Below are 15543 nucleotides of genomic sequence, written 5' to 3' on the forward strand. Positions count from 1 at the left end.
GCCCCGCTTTTGAGTTCCGCTAAACAACCGTGCGCCCATTGTGCCTTGATGGCGAACGGCGCGGCGCGGTTTGGTTGATCACGTCATCCGGCGACGGTCGTGGTGGGCTCGACGAGATCCGCCGGCGGCGTGGTCCACCCGCACTGCCGATCCGTCCGACCGAACCCCCGCCCCGCTCCGGGGCCACCGAACCGCCGAAGGGATCGCCCTCCCATGCCCGATCACCCCTTCCCCGCACCACGAGGCGACCGATGACCACCTTCGTCCTCGTCCCCGGCGCCTGGCACGGCGCCTGGACCTTCCAGCCTCTGGCCCGGCGGCTGCGCGAGCACGGCCACGATGCCTACCCCCTGACCCTGACCGGCGTCGGCGACCGGAAACATCTGCTCACGGCCTCGGTCAACCTCGACACCCACATCGACGACGTGCTGAACCTCCTGGCGGACGAGCGGATCACCGACGCCGTACTCGTCGGGCACAGCTACGGCGGAATGGTGATCACCGGTGCCGCCGACCGGGCGCCGGATCGGGTGCGAGGGCTCGTCCATGTCGACGCCCTGGTACCCCGGGACGGCGAATCGTGCTGGTCCCTGGTCAACGACCAGGAGCGCGAGTGGTATCTCCGGGGCATCGGCCGCGACGGATACTCCAGCGCGCCCCTGCCGTTCTTCGATCCACGGGCCACGCCGCACCCGCTGGCCTCGCTGATGCAGGCCGTGCGGCTCGAAGGCGGCCTCGACCGGGTTGCGCGGCGGGACTTCGTCTACGCGACCGGCTGGGACGGAGAGTCCCCCTTCGAGGAGGTTCATCGGCGACTGGCACAGGACCCCGCCTGGCATGTGCACAGCGTCGCGTCCGGCCACAACGTGATGCGCGAGGCGCCGGACGAACTCCTGAAAATCCTCCTCGACGCCGCCTGATCGGTCGTCGAGATCTCCACCCATCCATGCGTCGAGGTCGAGGGGGCACGGTCGTGAGTCGTCGTGGGGCGTTGTTGTTCGCGTGCATGTGCGTGATCTGGGGGATCCCGTACCTGCTGATCAAGGTCGCGGTGGACGAGGTGTCGCCGGGCGTGCTGGTGTTCGCGCGTACCGGGCTCGCGGCCCTGCTGCTGTTGCCGTTCGCACTGCGCGGTACGGGGCTGCGCGGGCTCACCCCGTACCGGTGGCCGCTGCTCGTCTTCGCGGTGACCGAGTTCGTCGGGCCGTGGTGGATGCTCTCGGACGCCGAGCGGCGGCTGTCCAGTTCGACGGCCGGGCTGTTGATCGCGTCGGTGCCGATCTTCGGGGCGGTGCTCGTGTATACGACCGGCGGCACCGAGCGGATGGGGCCGGTGCGGTGGGCCGGGCTCGCGATCGGGTTCGGCGGGGTCGCGGTACTGGCCGGGCCGACGCTCGGCGGCGGGGATCCGTGGGCGGCGGTCGAGGTGCTCGTGGCCGCGCTGTGCTACGCCGGGGCGGCGCTGGTGGTCGAGCGCCGGCTCGCGGACGTGCCGAGCCTGCCGATGACCGTGGTCTGCCTCGGCTTCACCACGCTGGTGTACACACCGCTCGCCGCCGTGCAGTGGCCCGCGCACGTGCCCGACGGCAAGGCGCTCGGGGCGATGGGCGTGTTGGCTCTCGTGTGCACCGCCATCGCGATGGTGATCTTCTTCGCACTGGTCCGCGAGGTGGGCGCGGCGCGGGCCACGGTGTTCACCTACGTCAATCCGGCGGTCGCGGTGGCGGCCGGCGTGTTGATCCTGGACGAGAAGTTCACGGTGACGACCGGGGCGTCGTTCGTACTGATCCTGGGCGGCGCGGTCCTCGCGACGCGCAGGAACGCGGAAGGGCCCGTCGCGACGGGTGCGGTCGGCGGTCGGCCGTGGCACGCGGCATCGTCACCGGACTTCGCGACGGTGTCGCCGACATCGGCTCCGAGTGGTCCCTGACTCCGACAGGGCGCCTCGGCTGCCGGGGCGGCGCCGCACCACCATTCGCGGTCGGCCGAGCTGTTCCACCTGCTCGACGGCACGGCCCAACTGCTGTCGGGTGACCGGGTGGTCACGGCCGAGCGCGGCGATGTGGTGATCGCGCCGCCCGGCCTCGACCGTGCCTTCGCCGCCGCGCCGGGCGAGGACGCCGAGGTCCTCATCGTCATCACCCCGGGCCAGGTCCTGAACCCGCCTCCCCGGAACCGCCGTCACGCCCCCGGCGCGGCGCTCGGGGAAATGGGTGGCCGGGTGGGTTGGTTCGGGGTCAGGATGCCGGGATGACTCATACGTTGTTGGCGTTTTTGGGTGCCTGTGCGTTGATCGCGGCCAGTCCGGGGCCGAGTTCGGTACTGATCATTCGGCATTCGTTGCGGAGTCGGCGGGCCGGGTTCGCGGCCGTGCTCGGGAACGAGAGCGGGGTGTTCGTCTGGGGGCTCGCGGCGGCCTTCGGGCTGACCGGGTTGTTGGCCGCGTCGCAGTTGGCCTACGACATCATGCGCATCGTCGGGGCCGTGGTGCTGGTCGGGTTCGGGGTGCAGGCCATCCGGGCGGCGCGGCAGGACGGGCTGACCGGATTCACCGCCGCGGCCGAGGGGGCGGCGGGCGAGGAGGAGTCGGGCGGCGGGTGGCGGGCCTATCGGGCGGCCTTGACGCTGAACCTGGCCAACCCGAAGGCGGCGGTGTTCGCGATGTCGTTCCTGCCCCAGTTCGTCCCGAGCGGTTCGCCGCAACTGCCCACGATGGTCGTGCTGGCCGCGATCTGGGCCACCTTCGAGATCGGCTTCTACGGCCTGTACGTGTGGTTCGTCGGCCGCATGCGCACCGTGCTCGGCCGGGCCAAGGTGCGGCGCCGGCTGGAGCAGACGTCCGGCGGGGTGATGGTCGCCCTGGGCATCCGGATGGCCGTGGAGTCGTAGAGCCGGGACGGGTCCGGAAGCGACCGCCGTCCGCCACGGCCGGGGCTTACACGCCGAAGGCGTCGCGGCGGTCCTCCGGGACCAGGTGGGTGTACTCCGGGTGCTTGGCGATCCAGTCGCGGATGAACGAGCAGTACGGCAGCACCGCCAGGCCCCGCTCGTGCACCGCGTCCAGCGCCGCGTGGGTCAACCGCCCGCCGAGACCCCGGCCGCCGAAGCGCGGTTCGATCTCGGTGTGCGTGAAGGCGACCTCGTCGCCGCTGACGAAGTATTCGGCGAAGCCCGCGAGTTCGCCGGCCCGAAGCGGCGGCGCGACCGGGCCCGAAGCGCCCTCCGCGGCGTTGTCGGCGGCGATGAATATCTCGTAGCGGGACTTCGCCGGGTTGTCGACGACGCGCGTTTCCATGCTGCTGCCTCCTGGCTCACGATCGAACGGTCGGGTCGGCGGCCCGGGAATCCGGACCCACGCGCACGCCCCTCGGCCAGACCGATCGCCGCTCGCGAGCCCCCACCGTATCGACCCGGCGAGCGGGGCCCGCGGGCCGCTCCCCGGGATCCGGCCGGCGGGATCCGCGCGTCACTCCTCCTCGTCGACGTACACCTTCGTCCCGTCCGGGTACACCTTGTACACCCGCCCGTTCTCCCCGCCGATCGCCGGCAGCCCCGCCGCGTGCAGCTCCGCGACCGCCTTCTCGACGGCCTTGGTCATCAATTCCGCGGCCCGCTCCCGGCCGATCTCGTCGATCAAGGACTTCGTCATCGACGCCTACCCATCTCCGTAACCCCGTGTGGCACCCGCGACTTCGCGGCCCGACCCCCAGAGTGCCAGGCGGGTTGCCGCCCCGACACCCCCGCACCGGGCGGCGCGGTCGGCGAACGGATGTGCGGTCAGGCGGGGTCGACCAGTTCGGTCCGGTCCGTGCCGCCCGATCTGACCTCGAACACGGTGAACCCGTGCGGCCCGGCCAGCACCTGGTGCACGCAGCCGGACGGGATGAACACGACGTCGCCCACCCGCATGTGCACTCCGCCGCTCAGCCCGTCGCCGGAGAAGACGTCGCAGCTGCCGGCGGTGAGCAGCACGACGGTCTCCTCCCCGTCGTGGTGGTGCACGGCCGTACGCTCACCCGGTCCGAGCGTGGCGAAGAAGCCGCACAGGCGCCCGGAGCCCACCGTCGCGGTGGATACACGTTCGCTGATCCGGGTGCCCTGCGCACCGACGAGGTCGGCGCCGGCGGGCACGAGCACGGCTTTGGTCATCGGTTCACGGTCACCCATGAGTTCAGGGTCGACGCCGCTCGAAGCCGGGAAACACACAGCAGAGCGAACCACACCGAATGGGCGAGTGCCGACCGGCCTTCGCCCGCTAGCGGGCGATCCGCTTCTCCACCTCCGTGGTGACCCGTTCCACCCCTCGGGCCAGGTCCCGTACGAGCCCGTTGACCCGCAGCGCCAGCGCCGATGCCACCGTGCCGGCCGCGCCGACGATGTCGCCGGCCACCGCCGCCGGCACCGCTGCCGCCGCCGCGCCGCGCACCCCCGCCGGCGCGGCCGGGAACGGCAGCGGCAACGGCCCCGCCTCCGAGCGCAGGTCGGAGAGTACGCCGCTCGCCAGCGCCAGCAGCGCGTCCGCGCCGGACACGTGGGCCTCGCAGTGGCCGTATCCCTTCAGCGCCGCGTGCAGGAAGGCGGTCGCGTACACGTTGGTGATCGCGTGCTGCTCGGCGAAGGTGATCGAGGGCTTGCCGTCCCGAGGCAGCCCGGGCAGGTGGATGTCCACATCGCACGGGTCGAGGAACTGCACATGGTTCCCGCCGGAGATCTCGACGTACGCCTTGTAGCCGCGCGGAACCAGGTCGAGGTAGTGCAGCCCCGATCCGGGGGAGATCCGGTCGTTCTGCCCGGACACGATCAGTGTGGGCGTGGCCACCGTGCGGACCTCGACGTCGATCGCCGCGTACAACTCGGCCTGCTTCACGTTGCGGCCCGGCGCGAAGCCAAGCACCGCGCGGATGCGCCTGTCCCGCGCCGCCGCGAGCAGCGCGCCGGCCCCGCCCAGGGACACCCCGACCGCCGCGAACGCGTCCCTCTTGATCAGGCCGCGCAGCGGGTTGAACCGGTCGTCGTCGATGTCCAGCAGCTTGTCGATGGCGTCGCCGATGGTGTCCGCGTGCATGTGCGGGTCGAGCGCGAGGATGTTCTCCGGGAAGTAGCGGAAGACGATGTAGCCGTGCCGCACCACGTAGTCGGTGAACCAGTCGTACATGTTCGAACCGGTCCAGGTCGCGGGCGCCATGATCACCGACGGGTAGGAACCCTCGGACGTGTCGGCCGGAGCCAGCCAACCGTCGTATTCGGCCGGGTAGCTGATCTTGGCGAGGGTGAACCCCGGCCCACCGGTCCAGAACGGGAACTCGATGGTGCCGATGTGGAAGGGTCCCGGCAGGTCCGGCCGAACCGGATCCCCGGGGACGAATGAGGATGCCATAGCGGGAGTCAATCGCCCCGAACTCGCTGCCATACGACGAACCTTGGTCACAGTACGGTAACCCCGCCCGCACCCGGCGGCGCCTGCCCCACGTCAGTGATGCACCATCAGCAGCACCGCCCGATTGTGCTCGTCCAGCCCCCGGTACACGTGCGGCCGGGCCGCGTCGAAGCGGATCGAGTCGCCCGCCGCCAACTCCCGCGGATCGGCGGCCGGTCCGGTCTCCACCCGGCCCTCGGTGACCAGCAGGCACTCCTCCACACCGAGCCGGTGCGGATCGGACACCTGTTCGGCGGTGTCCACGTCGAGTTCGTACAGCTCGACCCAGCCGCGCACGTGCACCCGGTGCAGCAGGCGGGCCCGGACCGCGTCGCCGCGCACCGTCGGACCCTGATCGGCCCGGACCACCGTGACGGCCGACGCGCCTCCGTCGAGCAGGCCGCCCAGCGGCACGTCCAGCGCGGCGGCGAGCGCCCACAGCGTGCTGAGCGTCGGGTTGGCCTCGCCCTGTTCGATGCCGTGCAGCGTGGTCTTGCTCAGCCCGGCGCTCGCGGCGAGGTCGGCGAGCGAGTGGCCGGCCGCCTCGCGGAGGACGCGGATGTTGGTGCCGATGTCGCGCGCGATGGTCATGCGGATTCCCTTGCGATGGTCATGGCGTTCATTATGCTGGACCCACGTACCAGTTTACCGGCATATTCGAGGGAGATCGGCATCATGGTCACTCGGGTAACCCGCCTCCGGCACATCCCGGGCATCGGTGTGGACAAGGTCGGCGACGCCGCCGACGCCGCGCACGACCCGGAGTTGTTGCGCCTGGAGAACCTGGACACCGACATCCGCCCGCCGGCCGTGGCGCCGGCCGCCACCCGGGCCGCGATCGACGACGACGCCGCCAACAGCTACCTGCCGTTCCACGGCTCGGCGCGGCTGCGTGCGGCCGTCGCCGCGCACGTGGGCCGGATCGCGGGGCGCGCGTACGACCCGGACACCGAGGTGGTCAACGCGGCCGGTGGCCTCAACGGCGTGCTCGACGTGCTGCTCGCCACCGTCGAACCCGGGCGCGAGGTGGTGATCGCCGACCCGATCTACGCCGGCCTGGTCAACCGGATCCGCCTCGCCGGCGGCGTCCCGCGCCATGTGCCGTGCCGGCCGAGCGCCGCCGGCTGGCACACCGACCCGGACGAACTCGCCGCCGCCGTCGGCCCGAACACCGCCGCCGTGCTGGTGATGGCGCCGGCGATGCCCACCGGCGCGCTGCTCGACGGCGGCCACTGGGACGCGCTGGCCCGGGCCATCGCCGAGCACGACTGCTGGGTGATCTACGACGCGGCGATGGAGCGCATCCGCTTCGACGGCAAGGGCCCCGACCACCCCGCCGCGCATCCGGGCCTGGCCCACCGCACGATCACCTGCGGCGCGGCCTCCAAGGAGCTGCGGATGATCGGCTGGCGGGTCGGCTGGGTGGTCGGCCCCGCCGAGCTGATGGCCGACGTCAAACTCGTCGGCCTGAGCAATGTGGTCTGCCCCGTCGGCATCGCCCAGGAGGCGGTCGCCGCCGCGCTGTCCGCACCGGACGCCGATGCGGACGTCGCCGCCGCGACCGCGATCTGGCAGGGCCGCTGCGCGACGATCCTCGACCGGCTCGCCGACTATCCGTGCATTCGCCCGCACGGCGGCTGGTCGCTGCTGATCGACACCGTCGCGATGGGCTTGTCGCCCGAGGTCGCCGCCGAACGGCTGTTCCGGCTCGGCCGGGTCGCGGCCACGCCGATGAACGGGTGGGGGCCGGCGGGCGACACGTACCTGCGCCTGGTGTTCGCCAACGAGCCGGCCGAGCGGCTGGACGACCTGCGCACGCGGTTCGTGGCGGCGTTCGGCTGAGCGGGCGGGGCAGGTGCGGCGGACACGCCGGGTGCGGCGGACACGGCAGGCGGGGCGGGCACGCCGGGCGCGCCCGGGGCGCTCCTCAGCAGCTCGATTCCTCCGACACCAGGCGCAGGATCGGCCTGCCGGACTCGGTGCGGCGCAGGTCGTCGGCACCGAAGCCGAGTTCCGGGTCGGCGTCGTTGAGGATGCGGCACATCGCCTCCCTGGACTGGTTGCCCTCGGCCAGCAGCCGCCGTATCAGCGGCTCGTCCTCCGGCCGATCGGCCTGCTCCGGGTCGGCGCTGCCCTCGTACAGCCGCTGCACCAGGTCGAGCAGCGCGTGGTCCTCCGGCCGCAGCGCGCCGGGGCGTCGGTTCCGGCCCGCCGGGTGGTTGCGCCGCAGCGCCGCGCCGGCGGCCACCGCCCGGACCGAACTCACGTCGCGCATCGCGGCGACGGCCCGCGCGGCCCAGGCGCGCGGGCTCTGCCGGCGTCGGTAGTCGAGCCGGTGTTCGGGCGGCGCGACGCCCCGCCGGCCGGCCCGTACGGCGGCCACGTGGGCGCGCATCCGGTCCACCGTGGGCCCGTCGACCCACTCCAGGCCCCAGGCCGCGAATCCGTCCACGACGAGTCGGACCTCGACACCCGCGACACGTGCCAACTCCCCGTCGAGGCCGTACTCTCGGATCCCGCGATCGCTCACTGGTGTTCCTCTCCGAGCGCGTGATCTTCGTCCGGCCACTGCACCGGATCATGCCCATGCCCGGATACTCGAACACACTTTGAATCCGCAGGCCAAATCGGCGCCTCGGGGGCGCGGGCGCCGCCCGGTCTCGGATCAGCGAAGCGGCAGTTCGTGGTGCATCCGGAGCAGGAAGTCGTGCAGGAGCGCACGTTCCTCGGCGTCCAGCGGGGCCAGGATCTCCTCCTGTACGGCGCGCGCCGCCGCCTCCTGCTCGGCCAGCGCGGCGCGCCCGGCCGGGGTGAGCGTGACCAGCACCCGGCGGCGGTCGTCCGGATCGCGCATGCGCTCCACCCAGCCGGCGGCGGTCAGTTCGTCGAGCACCTTGACCACGTCGCTGGGATGGATCCCCAGGCGTGCGGCGAGGTCGCGCTGGGCGTGCGCGCCGAAGTCGGCCAGCGCGGCGAGCACGGCCGTGTGCCACAACCGCAGCCCTCGCAGCGCCAGTTGCTCGCCGAGCCGACTCCGGGCCGCCTTGCCGACGCGGGAGAGCAGGTAGGTGCTGAGCGCGGTCAGCGTCGGGGGTGTGGTCTCGTCCATGACGTTATTGTAGGGTTGCACCAATCATTGGTACACACCTACGAATAGGAGTTCCGATGGACGCCCTTCACCCACGCCTGCTCGTCGACCGGTTCACCGAGTGTTTCCGCTTCTACGACGCGGTACTGCCCGAGCTGATCGGCGCCACCCGGGCCAGGGGCGACGAGAACGGCCCGTACGCGAGCTGGGACGTGGGCACCGAGGGTGCACTGGTCCTGTTCGACCGGGCGATGCTCGCATCGGTGGTCGGCACCGAGGACCTCCCGGCCGCCGCCCCGGGCCCGACCCAGGACCGCACCATGCTGGTCAGCCGGGTCACCGACCTGGACGCGGGCTACGCCCTGTGCCTGGCGCACGGCGCGCGCCCCGTCACCCCGCCCACCCACCGCCCGGCCTGGGGCCCCACCCTGCACAGCGCCCACGTCCGCGACCCGGACGGCAACCTGATCGAACTCCAGGTCTACTGAGCGCGGTTCGGCGCCGAGTCGGCGTGGGCGTCGGAGGTAAGCCGGGCGGTCAGCGCGGTCGCCGCCGCGTCGCGGGACAACGTGGCGCCCCGCTCGTAGGCCGCCCGGTGGTCGTCCTCGCCCAGGATCGCGACGAGTCGGTCGACCAGGGCGCGCAGATCCGGGCTGCCCGCGTCGAAGATCCCGCGCAGCGCCGTGCCGAGGCCCAGCACCTCGGCCGCGTCGACCGGCTGCCCCGTCGCCTCCAACAGCGCGGCGAGCAGTTCCGCCGTCGGCGCGACGTCGGCGAAATCGCGGCGCCGGATCGCGCCGGCGGAGGTGGCCGCCAGCAACTCCCGGACTCGCGCCGACACATCGTCGCCCTCGCCCTTCGCGGCCCGGGCCAGGAGGGTGGCCACGCGGCCCTTGGCGACCAGGTCGCCGACCATCTCGGCGGGCAGCGACAGGCTCTCGGCGAGTACGTCCAGCCGGTCGAGCGCCGCCTCGGCCGCCGCGAAATCACCCCTTCGGCGGTGCAGTTCGGCGCGACCGGAGAGCACGGTCAACTCCAGGTGCCGGTGGCCGCGCTCCCGCGCCCGCGCCTCGGCGACGTGCAACTCGCGCTCCGCGTCCGCCAGGTCGCCGGCGCGCATCCGCTCCGCCGCGAGCATGCCCCGGTACATGGCCAGGTCGTCCTCGGAGCCGAGTTCGGCCATGAGCGCCACCGCCTCCTCGAAGGCGGCGACGGCCGGCGCGTGTTCGCCGCGGATCGAGTGGTGCGAGCCGACGGCCATCGACACCGACGCCAGGCCCCACCGCTCGCCCAGCGCCCGGAATCCGCGCAGCGCCTCGGCCCGCGCGGTCGCGCCGGAGGTCCAGTCGCCGCGGTCGCTGCACACGAAGTCCATTGCCCAGTGCGCGCATGCCCGGGCCCACGGGTCGGACCCGTTCGACATCCGGGCCAGTTCGCGCTCGCCGATCTCGACGTTTCCGGACAGGAACGCGGCCAGCGGCAGTCCGACGGCGAGTGCCGGATAACGCGCGACCACGTCCGTCCGGGCGCATTCGGCCAACGCCGCGCGCAACTCCTCGCTGTCCGCGAGCCGGGGCACGGTGATCGCGGCCAGCACGTGCATCGCGCCGAACGCGGCCCGCGCGGCCTCGGGCAGCGCGTCGCCGAAGCCCAGCACCTCCGGGACGATCGTCTCGAACGGCGCGCCGATCCCGCGAATGCCCCAGTACCAGAAGAGCGCGGCGGCGAACCGGGCGGCGGGCTCGGCCGCGCCGGCGTCCAGCGTGGCGCGCAGCGCGGCCATCAGGTTGGCGTACTCGGCGTCCAGGACCGCCAGCGCGTGCAACTGCGCGGCGGTGCGCAGGAGCGGGTCGTGCCGCTCCGCCAGATCCAGGCACCAGCGCTCGAACCGGGCCGCGAACTCGGCGCGTTCGCCGGCGCGGTCCAACCGCTCCGCCGCGTAGGCGCGTACCGTCTCCAGCATCCGGTAGCGCGGTTCGCCGTCGCCGACCGCGTCCACGATCGACTTCTCCACCAGCGAGCCGAGCACGTAGAAGACGTCGTCCGCAGCCAACTCCCCGCCCGCGCACACCGCTTCGAGCGCGTCCACGGTCGCGCCGCCGGGGAACACCGCCAACCGGCGGGCGAGCATCCGCTCCGGTTCGGCGAGCAGGTCCCAGCTCCACTCCACCACCGCGTGCAGCGTGCGCATCCGCGGCGCCTCGGCCCGACTGCCCGCGTTCAGCAGCCGGAACCGGTCATCGAGCCGCCGGGCGATCTGCTCCACGCTCATCGCCCGCAGCCGGGCGGCGGCCAACTCCAGGGCCAGCGGCATCCCGTCGAGGCGCCGGCAGATCTCCACCACCGGGCCGATCGTGGCCGCGTCCAGCCGAAAGCCCGGCCGCACGGCGGCGGCCCGGTCCAGGAACAGCCGTACCGAGGCGGCCCGCGCGACCGTGTCCGGGTCCGGCGCGGCGCCGTGCTCGGGGATCGGCACCGGTATCGGCAGCGGCCCGACCCGGCACAGCGCCTCGCCGGTGATCCCCAGCGGCTCGCGGCTGGTGGCGAGCACGGTCAACCGCGGCAACCGGTCGAGCAGGCCGTAGGCCAGCTCCGCGGCCGCGTCGACGAGGTGCTCGCAGTTGTCCAGGACCAGTACGGCCTCGCCCACGTCGAGCAGTTCGGCCACCCGCTCCAGCGGCGAGGCGGTCCGGCGCGGGCGGGCGTCGGAGGAGCGCAGGTCCCAGGAGCCGAGCGCGGCCGACACCGCGTCGACCACGCCGTCCGCGCTGCGCACGCCGGCGAGCGATACGAACCAGACCCGGCCGCGCCCGTGGGCCGGATGCCGGCTCGCCGCCTCCACGGACAACCTGGTCTTGCCCGCGCCACCGGCGCCGACCAGGGTGACCAGGCGGGAGCCGGCCATCAGCTCGGCCAGCAGCCCCAGTTCCGCGTCGCGGCCGAAGAAGCCGGTCAGCCGGGTCGGCAGGTGATCCGCGACCGGCTCGGGACGGGCGGCGACGGGGTCGGCCAACTCGCCGCGCAGCACCGCGAGATGGGTCTCGCGCAGTTCGGGCGAGGGATCCACGCCCAACTCCCCGGCCAGCCGGCCGCGTACCTCCTCGAACACGGCCAGCGCCTCGGCCTGGCGGCCCGCCGCGTACAACGCGCGCATCCGCATCGCCGCGCTGCGCTCGCGCAACGGGTGCGCGGCACAGGCCGCTTCCAGGTCGGCCAGCACCTCGGCGTGCCGGCCGAGCCGCAGTTGCGCCTCGAACCGGTCCTCGGCGGCGTCCACCCGCAGCCCGTCCAGGCGGGCGGCGACCGAGCGGGCGAACGGCGCCTCGGCCAGGTCGCCCAGCGCGGGCCCCTCCCACAGGGCCAGCGCCTCGGCCAGTACCGGGGCCGCCTCGGCCGGGCGGTCCGCCGCCAGTTCCCGTCGACCGCGCGCGGCCAGTTCCTCGAAGCGGCGCACGTCCACGTCCTCCGGGCGCAGCGCGAGCCGGTAGCCGCCGCCGACCAGGTCCACGGACACCCCGGCCGCCCGCAGCACCTTGCGCAGCCGCGAAACCAGCGTCTGGACCGCGTTGCCGGCGTCCGCCAGGGGTTCGGTACCCCACAGCCCGTCGACGATCGTGTCGACCGACACGACGTGCCCGGCGTCCAGCGCGAGCCGGGCCAGCAACATGCGCAGCCGCACGCCCCCGATCTCGATCGGTGTCCCGTCGTCCCCCTGAGCCCGAACCGTCCCGAGCAGTGCCACGCGCATCCGCCCAGGATCCCAGAGCCGCGAAACCGCCCGACGACCGGTGGTCGCGGGCGGCGCGGGACCGGCGCAACGCGGGTCACGGGCGGCGCGGCGGGCACACGGGCACGCGCCCGGTCGGGGATGCCTCCCCCGGCCGGGCGCGTGCGGGTCATGCCGTCATCGAGCGGGCACCGCTACGGGCACACGCTCGTGCACGCCGTGCCGAACGCCGAGGCCGGCGCCAGCGGGATGGTGACCGACGACGGGTTGGCGGGACCGGACTTGAGCTGCCAGATGCCGGCGAGCAGGCCCGGCGTCTGGGTCAGCGTGGCGGACAGGTGCGGGGTGTCCGCGGTGGTCACGTTCACCCGGATCCGGTGGCCGGGGGCGATCGAGGCGAAGGTCGGGAAGACCTCCACGTCGTAGCGCACGACCTGGTTCGTCGGCACGGACGAGGTGGTCGCCTGGGTCGACGGGTGGTACGGCATCAGCATGCTGCCGTCCGGGGCGTACCAGCTCTTGGCCGGGTCGATCGCGCGGTGCGAGCCGGCCAGGGCGCCGGAGCTGAGCGGCACCGAGGAGCCGTCGGGGGCGACGTCGGTGACGGTCACCACCCAGTGCGTCTCGGGGGTGTTGGACTGGGCGTACAGGGTCGCGCCGATCGGGCCGGCGAGCACCTTGGTCTCGGTCATCGGGGCCGTGGTGTAGACGAGCGAGCCGGTCCCGGTCTCCCGCGCGGTGTTGCTGTCGGTACAGGCCGGGTCCTTGATGAAGCCGCCGAGCCACTGGGCCGTCGAGCGGGTGCACGGGCTGTTGTTGGCGGTCCAGCTGATCCACTCGCTGGCGTTGGCGGTGGGCGCGGTCGTGCTGAGCCCGCCGTCGTTGGCCGAGGCCGGGGCGCTGCCGGTGCGGCCCTTGTCCAGGTACAGGCGGGTGGGGTCGGCGCCGGTGAACGGGTAGGCGCGGGTGTCCAGCCAGCGGTTGGTGCCCAGTTCCTTGACGTGCAGCGGGTTGGGGTTCGCGGCGCCGGTGATGCCGGTGTCGATGCCCTTGAGCCACTTGTCGTACCAGCGCAGGTGCAGCGCGGGCAGGTCGAGCGTCGGGTCCTGGCGCGGGTCGTGGTACCAGGGGCCCATCAGGAGTTGGTAGCGGTCGGTGACCGGCTGGTCGGCGGTCATCGGCGCGCCGACCGGGCGACCGGCCCACGCGTTCTGCAGTCCGGCGTAGTTCATCAACGCGCCGCGCTGGAACAGGTCGTACCAGCCGCCGACCAGGAACGCCGGCACGCCGTTGGCGACCACGCTCGCCAGCATGTCGGCGGGGCGCCGCTGCTGCCAGAAGGTGCCGTCGTAGGCCTGCGCGCCGCCGCCGAGCAGGCCGGTGAGGATGGGCAGGTTGGACTGGGCGACGCCGCCGAGGTGTTGGATCTCCAGGGTGAGGGTGTCCAGGATGTTCTGGGTGGAGCCCTCGCGCAGTGCCTCGGCCAGCGGCGCGGTCATGTGCGAGATGCCGGTGTAGGTGAGCCAGAAGGACATGAACTGGGAGTCGGGGATGCCGCCCATGGTGACCAGTTCGCGATACAGGTCGTTGCCCGCGACGAGCGGGAAGATGGCCTTGATCGGCGAGTTCGGGCCGACGGCGGCGGCGGTCATGATCTGGTTGATGCCGGCGTACGAGCCGCCGTACAGGCCGACCTTGCCGTCGGCGTGCGGCAGCACGGCGGCCCAGGTCGCCAGTGCGGCGCCGTCCTGGCCCTCGATCGGCGCCCACGGCGACCAGGAGCCGGCCGAGGTGCCGGTGCCGCGCACGTCGGCGCTGACGGTGATGTAGCCGCGCTGGGTGAACCAGGACAGTTCGGCCTCGACGCCGCCCCGGCCGTAGGGGGTCTGGGTCAGCAGCACGGGGAACGACCCGGCGGCGGGGGTGGTGGTGCCGGCGGCGGCGGGCGTGCGGACATCGGCCCGGAGCACGGTTCCGTCGGCCATGGTGACGGGGACGTTGAGCTGTGTGGCGACGCCGTACTGCGCGACGCTGCCCTGCACGAGCGGCGTCGCGGCGGCGGGCGTCGAGCCGGCCGGGACCGCGCCGAACAGCGCGGCGACGAGGGCGAGGACCGAGCCGAGGGACACGGCGAGGCGGCGTCTGGCCGCGACTTGCCGAGTGGCCCGCTGTCTGCGGATGTGGACGGACACCCTGACCTCCAAAGGTCGTGCGAGGGTGAAAATGAACAAAAATGGATGAAACGGACGATGGTGGCGCGTGTTTCGTCGGGGACGGTGGATCGGGGGGGATGAGGGTGAAGCGGGCCGGGGCGTGGCTGCGGTCGTCCGTCGGAGGACCGCAGCCACGCGCCGGGGTCAGGGGGCGAGCGTGCCGCCGAGGGCACGGCGTACCGACGCCGCGCGCAGGTCGCCCACGAGGGCGTGGGTGACGGTGCCGGGGATGACCCAGCCGCCGTGCAGGTGGGCCAGGACCCGGAAGGCGGCAGCGGGTACACCCGCCTCGTGCAGCCGGGTCAGATAGCGCTCGCCCTGGTCGCGCAGCGGGTCGTGCTCGGCGATGGTGATCACCGCCGGGGGCAGTCCGCTCAGGTCCGGCTCGAACAGCGGGGACACGCGCGGGTCGCGCGGGTCGACGCCCTCGGGCAGGTACAGGTCGAAGAACTCGTTGCAGGCCTCGGGGGTCAGGCCGCCGAGGTCCGCGGTCGCCTCCGGGCCGGCCGAGGGTTCCATCCGGGTCAGGTCCACGCCGGGTACGTCGAGCAACTGCGCTACCGGCTTGGGCAGTTGCCGGTCGCGGGCGACCAGGCACAGCAGCGCGGCGAGGTTGCCACCCGCACTGCACCCGCCGACCGCGATCCGGTTGGGGTCCAGACCCAGTTCGGCGTGGTGGGCGTGCAGCCACGCGTAACCCGCGACACAGTCCTCCAGCGGTGTCGGGTAGGGGTGTTCGGGCGCGAGCCGGTAGTCGACCAGCGCCACCGCGCAGGCCACCTGCGCGGTGATCGGACCCAGTTCCACCTCGGCGGTGTCCAGGTCGCCCTGGAACCAGCCGCCGCCGTGGATGAAGTAGAACGCCGGTGCGGCGGCGGGCAGTCCGGCCGGACGCAGGATGCGCACGGTGATCTCGCCGCCCGGGACCGGGATCCGGTGGTCGGTCGCGGTGACGTCGTCGGGGCGACCGATGAAGGCGAGCCGCATCGTGGCGTTGGCGAGTTCGCGCCGCTCGGCCAACGTACCCGGCGGCGGGTCGGCGGAACGGTGGTCGGCGAGCAGGTCGATGATGCGTTGGATCGGCGGGTCCAGGGGCATG

The 15543-nt window shown here is 73.1% G+C and carries 15 protein-coding genes and 1 pseudogene; 6 read left to right on the forward strand and 10 right to left on the reverse strand.

The window, feature by feature from the left end:
• The first annotated feature begins 251 nt into the window (after nucleotides 1-251).
• The 4 genes and pseudogenes from ACMXN5_RS38990 to ACMXN5_RS39005 all read left to right on the forward strand — a co-directional run bounded on the left by ACMXN5_RS38990 (nucleotide 252) and on the right by ACMXN5_RS39005 (nucleotide 2889).
• The gene (locus ACMXN5_RS38990; RefSeq protein ID WP_439679627.1) at nucleotides 252-920 is read left to right on the forward strand and encodes an alpha/beta fold hydrolase; all 669 of its coding nucleotides are present in this window, start codon (nucleotides 252-254) and stop codon (nucleotides 918-920) included.
• A 53-nt stretch (nucleotides 921-973) separates the two neighbouring features.
• Nucleotides 974-1930: a DMT family transporter gene (locus ACMXN5_RS38995; RefSeq protein ID WP_439679628.1), complete on the forward strand. Its 957-nt coding sequence runs from the start codon at nucleotides 974-976 to the stop codon at nucleotides 1928-1930.
• Between the two features lie 18 nt (nucleotides 1931-1948).
• Nucleotides 1949-2149 (forward strand): annotated as a pseudogene (locus ACMXN5_RS39000) (cupin domain-containing protein); the annotation flags it as partial.
• 101 nt (nucleotides 2150-2250) lie between these two features.
• Nucleotides 2251-2889, forward strand: coding sequence for a LysE family translocator (locus ACMXN5_RS39005; RefSeq protein ID WP_439679629.1), 639 nt, complete (start codon nucleotides 2251-2253; stop codon nucleotides 2887-2889).
• A 46-nt stretch (nucleotides 2890-2935) separates the two neighbouring features.
• Here ACMXN5_RS39005 and ACMXN5_RS39010 read toward each other — a convergent pair whose 3' ends face one another.
• The 5 genes from ACMXN5_RS39010 to ACMXN5_RS39030 form a co-directional block, all read right to left on the reverse strand.
• Nucleotides 2936-3295: a GNAT family N-acetyltransferase gene (locus ACMXN5_RS39010; protein WP_380003577.1), complete on the reverse strand. Its 360-nt coding sequence runs from the start codon at nucleotides 3293-3295 to the stop codon at nucleotides 2936-2938.
• 171 nt (nucleotides 3296-3466) lie between these two features.
• Nucleotides 3467-3649 (reverse strand): hypothetical protein, encoded by a 183-nt coding sequence (locus ACMXN5_RS39015; RefSeq protein ID WP_439679630.1) that lies wholly within the window; start codon nucleotides 3647-3649, stop codon nucleotides 3467-3469.
• Between the two features lie 128 nt (nucleotides 3650-3777).
• Complete coding sequence (locus tag ACMXN5_RS39020; protein WP_439679631.1) at nucleotides 3778-4167, reverse strand: cupin domain-containing protein; 390 nt, start codon at nucleotides 4165-4167, stop codon at nucleotides 3778-3780.
• Nucleotides 4168-4255: 88 nt separating this feature from the next.
• On the reverse strand, nucleotides 4256-5377 hold the full coding sequence (locus ACMXN5_RS39025) for a poly(ethylene terephthalate) hydrolase family protein (RefSeq protein ID WP_439679632.1): 1122 nt from the start codon (nucleotides 5375-5377) through the stop codon (nucleotides 4256-4258).
• 93 nt (nucleotides 5378-5470) lie between these two features.
• A complete protein-coding gene (locus ACMXN5_RS39030; RefSeq protein WP_439679633.1) occupies nucleotides 5471-6007 on the reverse strand; it encodes a helix-turn-helix domain-containing protein in 537 nt (178 codons plus the stop codon).
• 84 nt (nucleotides 6008-6091) lie between these two features.
• Here ACMXN5_RS39030 and ACMXN5_RS39035 point away from each other — a divergent pair, with 84 nt between their 5' ends.
• Nucleotides 6092-7258, forward strand: coding sequence for a pyridoxal phosphate-dependent aminotransferase (locus ACMXN5_RS39035; protein WP_439679634.1), 1167 nt, complete (start codon nucleotides 6092-6094; stop codon nucleotides 7256-7258).
• 85 nt (nucleotides 7259-7343) lie between these two features.
• Here ACMXN5_RS39035 and ACMXN5_RS39040 read toward each other — a convergent pair whose 3' ends face one another.
• Both ACMXN5_RS39040 and ACMXN5_RS39045 read right to left on the reverse strand, forming a co-directional pair.
• Complete coding sequence (locus tag ACMXN5_RS39040) at nucleotides 7344-7946, reverse strand: hypothetical protein (RefSeq protein WP_439679635.1); 603 nt, start codon at nucleotides 7944-7946, stop codon at nucleotides 7344-7346.
• A gap of 135 nt (nucleotides 7947-8081) precedes the next feature.
• On the reverse strand, nucleotides 8082-8525 hold the full coding sequence (locus ACMXN5_RS39045) for a MarR family winged helix-turn-helix transcriptional regulator (RefSeq protein WP_439679636.1): 444 nt from the start codon (nucleotides 8523-8525) through the stop codon (nucleotides 8082-8084).
• 56 nt (nucleotides 8526-8581) lie between these two features.
• Here ACMXN5_RS39045 and ACMXN5_RS39050 point away from each other — a divergent pair, with 56 nt between their 5' ends.
• Nucleotides 8582-8992, forward strand: coding sequence for a VOC family protein (locus tag ACMXN5_RS39050; protein WP_439679637.1), 411 nt, complete (start codon nucleotides 8582-8584; stop codon nucleotides 8990-8992).
• On the opposite strand, the gene ACMXN5_RS39055 is transcribed toward ACMXN5_RS39050, so the two are convergent.
• The 3 genes from ACMXN5_RS39055 to ACMXN5_RS39065 form a co-directional block, all read right to left on the reverse strand.
• Nucleotides 8986-12252, reverse strand: a complete 3267-nt coding sequence (locus ACMXN5_RS39055) for a BTAD domain-containing putative transcriptional regulator (RefSeq protein ID WP_439679638.1) — start codon at nucleotides 12250-12252, stop codon at nucleotides 8986-8988. The two genes, ACMXN5_RS39050 and ACMXN5_RS39055, sit on opposite strands and share 7 nt — an antisense overlap.
• 173 nt (nucleotides 12253-12425) lie before the next feature.
• A complete protein-coding gene (locus ACMXN5_RS39060; protein ID WP_439679639.1) occupies nucleotides 12426-14423 on the reverse strand; it encodes a CocE/NonD family hydrolase in 1998 nt (665 codons plus the stop codon).
• Nucleotides 14424-14588: 165 nt separating this feature from the next.
• A complete protein-coding gene (locus tag ACMXN5_RS39065) occupies nucleotides 14589-15542 on the reverse strand; it encodes an alpha/beta hydrolase (protein WP_439679640.1) in 954 nt (317 codons plus the stop codon).
• Nucleotide 15543: the final 1 nt, after the last annotated feature.

Source organism: Embleya australiensis (assembly GCF_051903075.1).
Taxonomy (GTDB): domain Bacteria; phylum Actinomycetota; class Actinomycetes; order Streptomycetales; family Streptomycetaceae; genus Embleya.

Coding starts and splice junctions, on each gene's coding strand:
- ACMXN5_RS38990 (WP_439679627.1), top strand. CDS start 252: ATGACCACCTTCGTCCTCGTCCCCGGCGCCTGGCACGGCGCCTGGACC.
- ACMXN5_RS39005 (WP_439679629.1), top strand. CDS start 2,251: ATGACTCATACGTTGTTGGCGTTTTTGGGTGCCTGTGCGTTGATCGCG.
- ACMXN5_RS39010 (WP_380003577.1), bottom strand. CDS start 3,295: ATGGAAACGCGCGTCGTCGACAACCCGGCGAAGTCCCGCTACGAGATA.
- ACMXN5_RS39015 (WP_439679630.1), bottom strand. CDS start 3,649: ATGACGAAGTCCTTGATCGACGAGATCGGCCGGGAGCGGGCCGCGGAA.
- ACMXN5_RS39020 (WP_439679631.1), bottom strand. CDS start 4,167: ATGGGTGACCGTGAACCGATGACCAAAGCCGTGCTCGTGCCCGCCGGC.
- ACMXN5_RS39025 (WP_439679632.1), bottom strand. CDS start 5,377: ATGGCATCCTCATTCGTCCCCGGGGATCCGGTTCGGCCGGACCTGCCG.
- ACMXN5_RS39030 (WP_439679633.1), bottom strand. CDS start 6,007: ATGACCATCGCGCGCGACATCGGCACCAACATCCGCGTCCTCCGCGAG.
- ACMXN5_RS39035 (WP_439679634.1), top strand. CDS start 6,092: ATGGTCACTCGGGTAACCCGCCTCCGGCACATCCCGGGCATCGGTGTG.
- ACMXN5_RS39045 (WP_439679636.1), bottom strand. CDS start 8,525: ATGGACGAGACCACACCCCCGACGCTGACCGCGCTCAGCACCTACCTG.
- ACMXN5_RS39050 (WP_439679637.1), top strand. CDS start 8,582: ATGGACGCCCTTCACCCACGCCTGCTCGTCGACCGGTTCACCGAGTGT.
- ACMXN5_RS39055 (WP_439679638.1), bottom strand. CDS start 12,252: ATGCGCGTGGCACTGCTCGGGACGGTTCGGGCTCAGGGGGACGACGGG.
- ACMXN5_RS39065 (WP_439679640.1), bottom strand. CDS start 15,542: ATGCCCCTGGACCCGCCGATCCAACGCATCATCGACCTGCTCGCCGAC.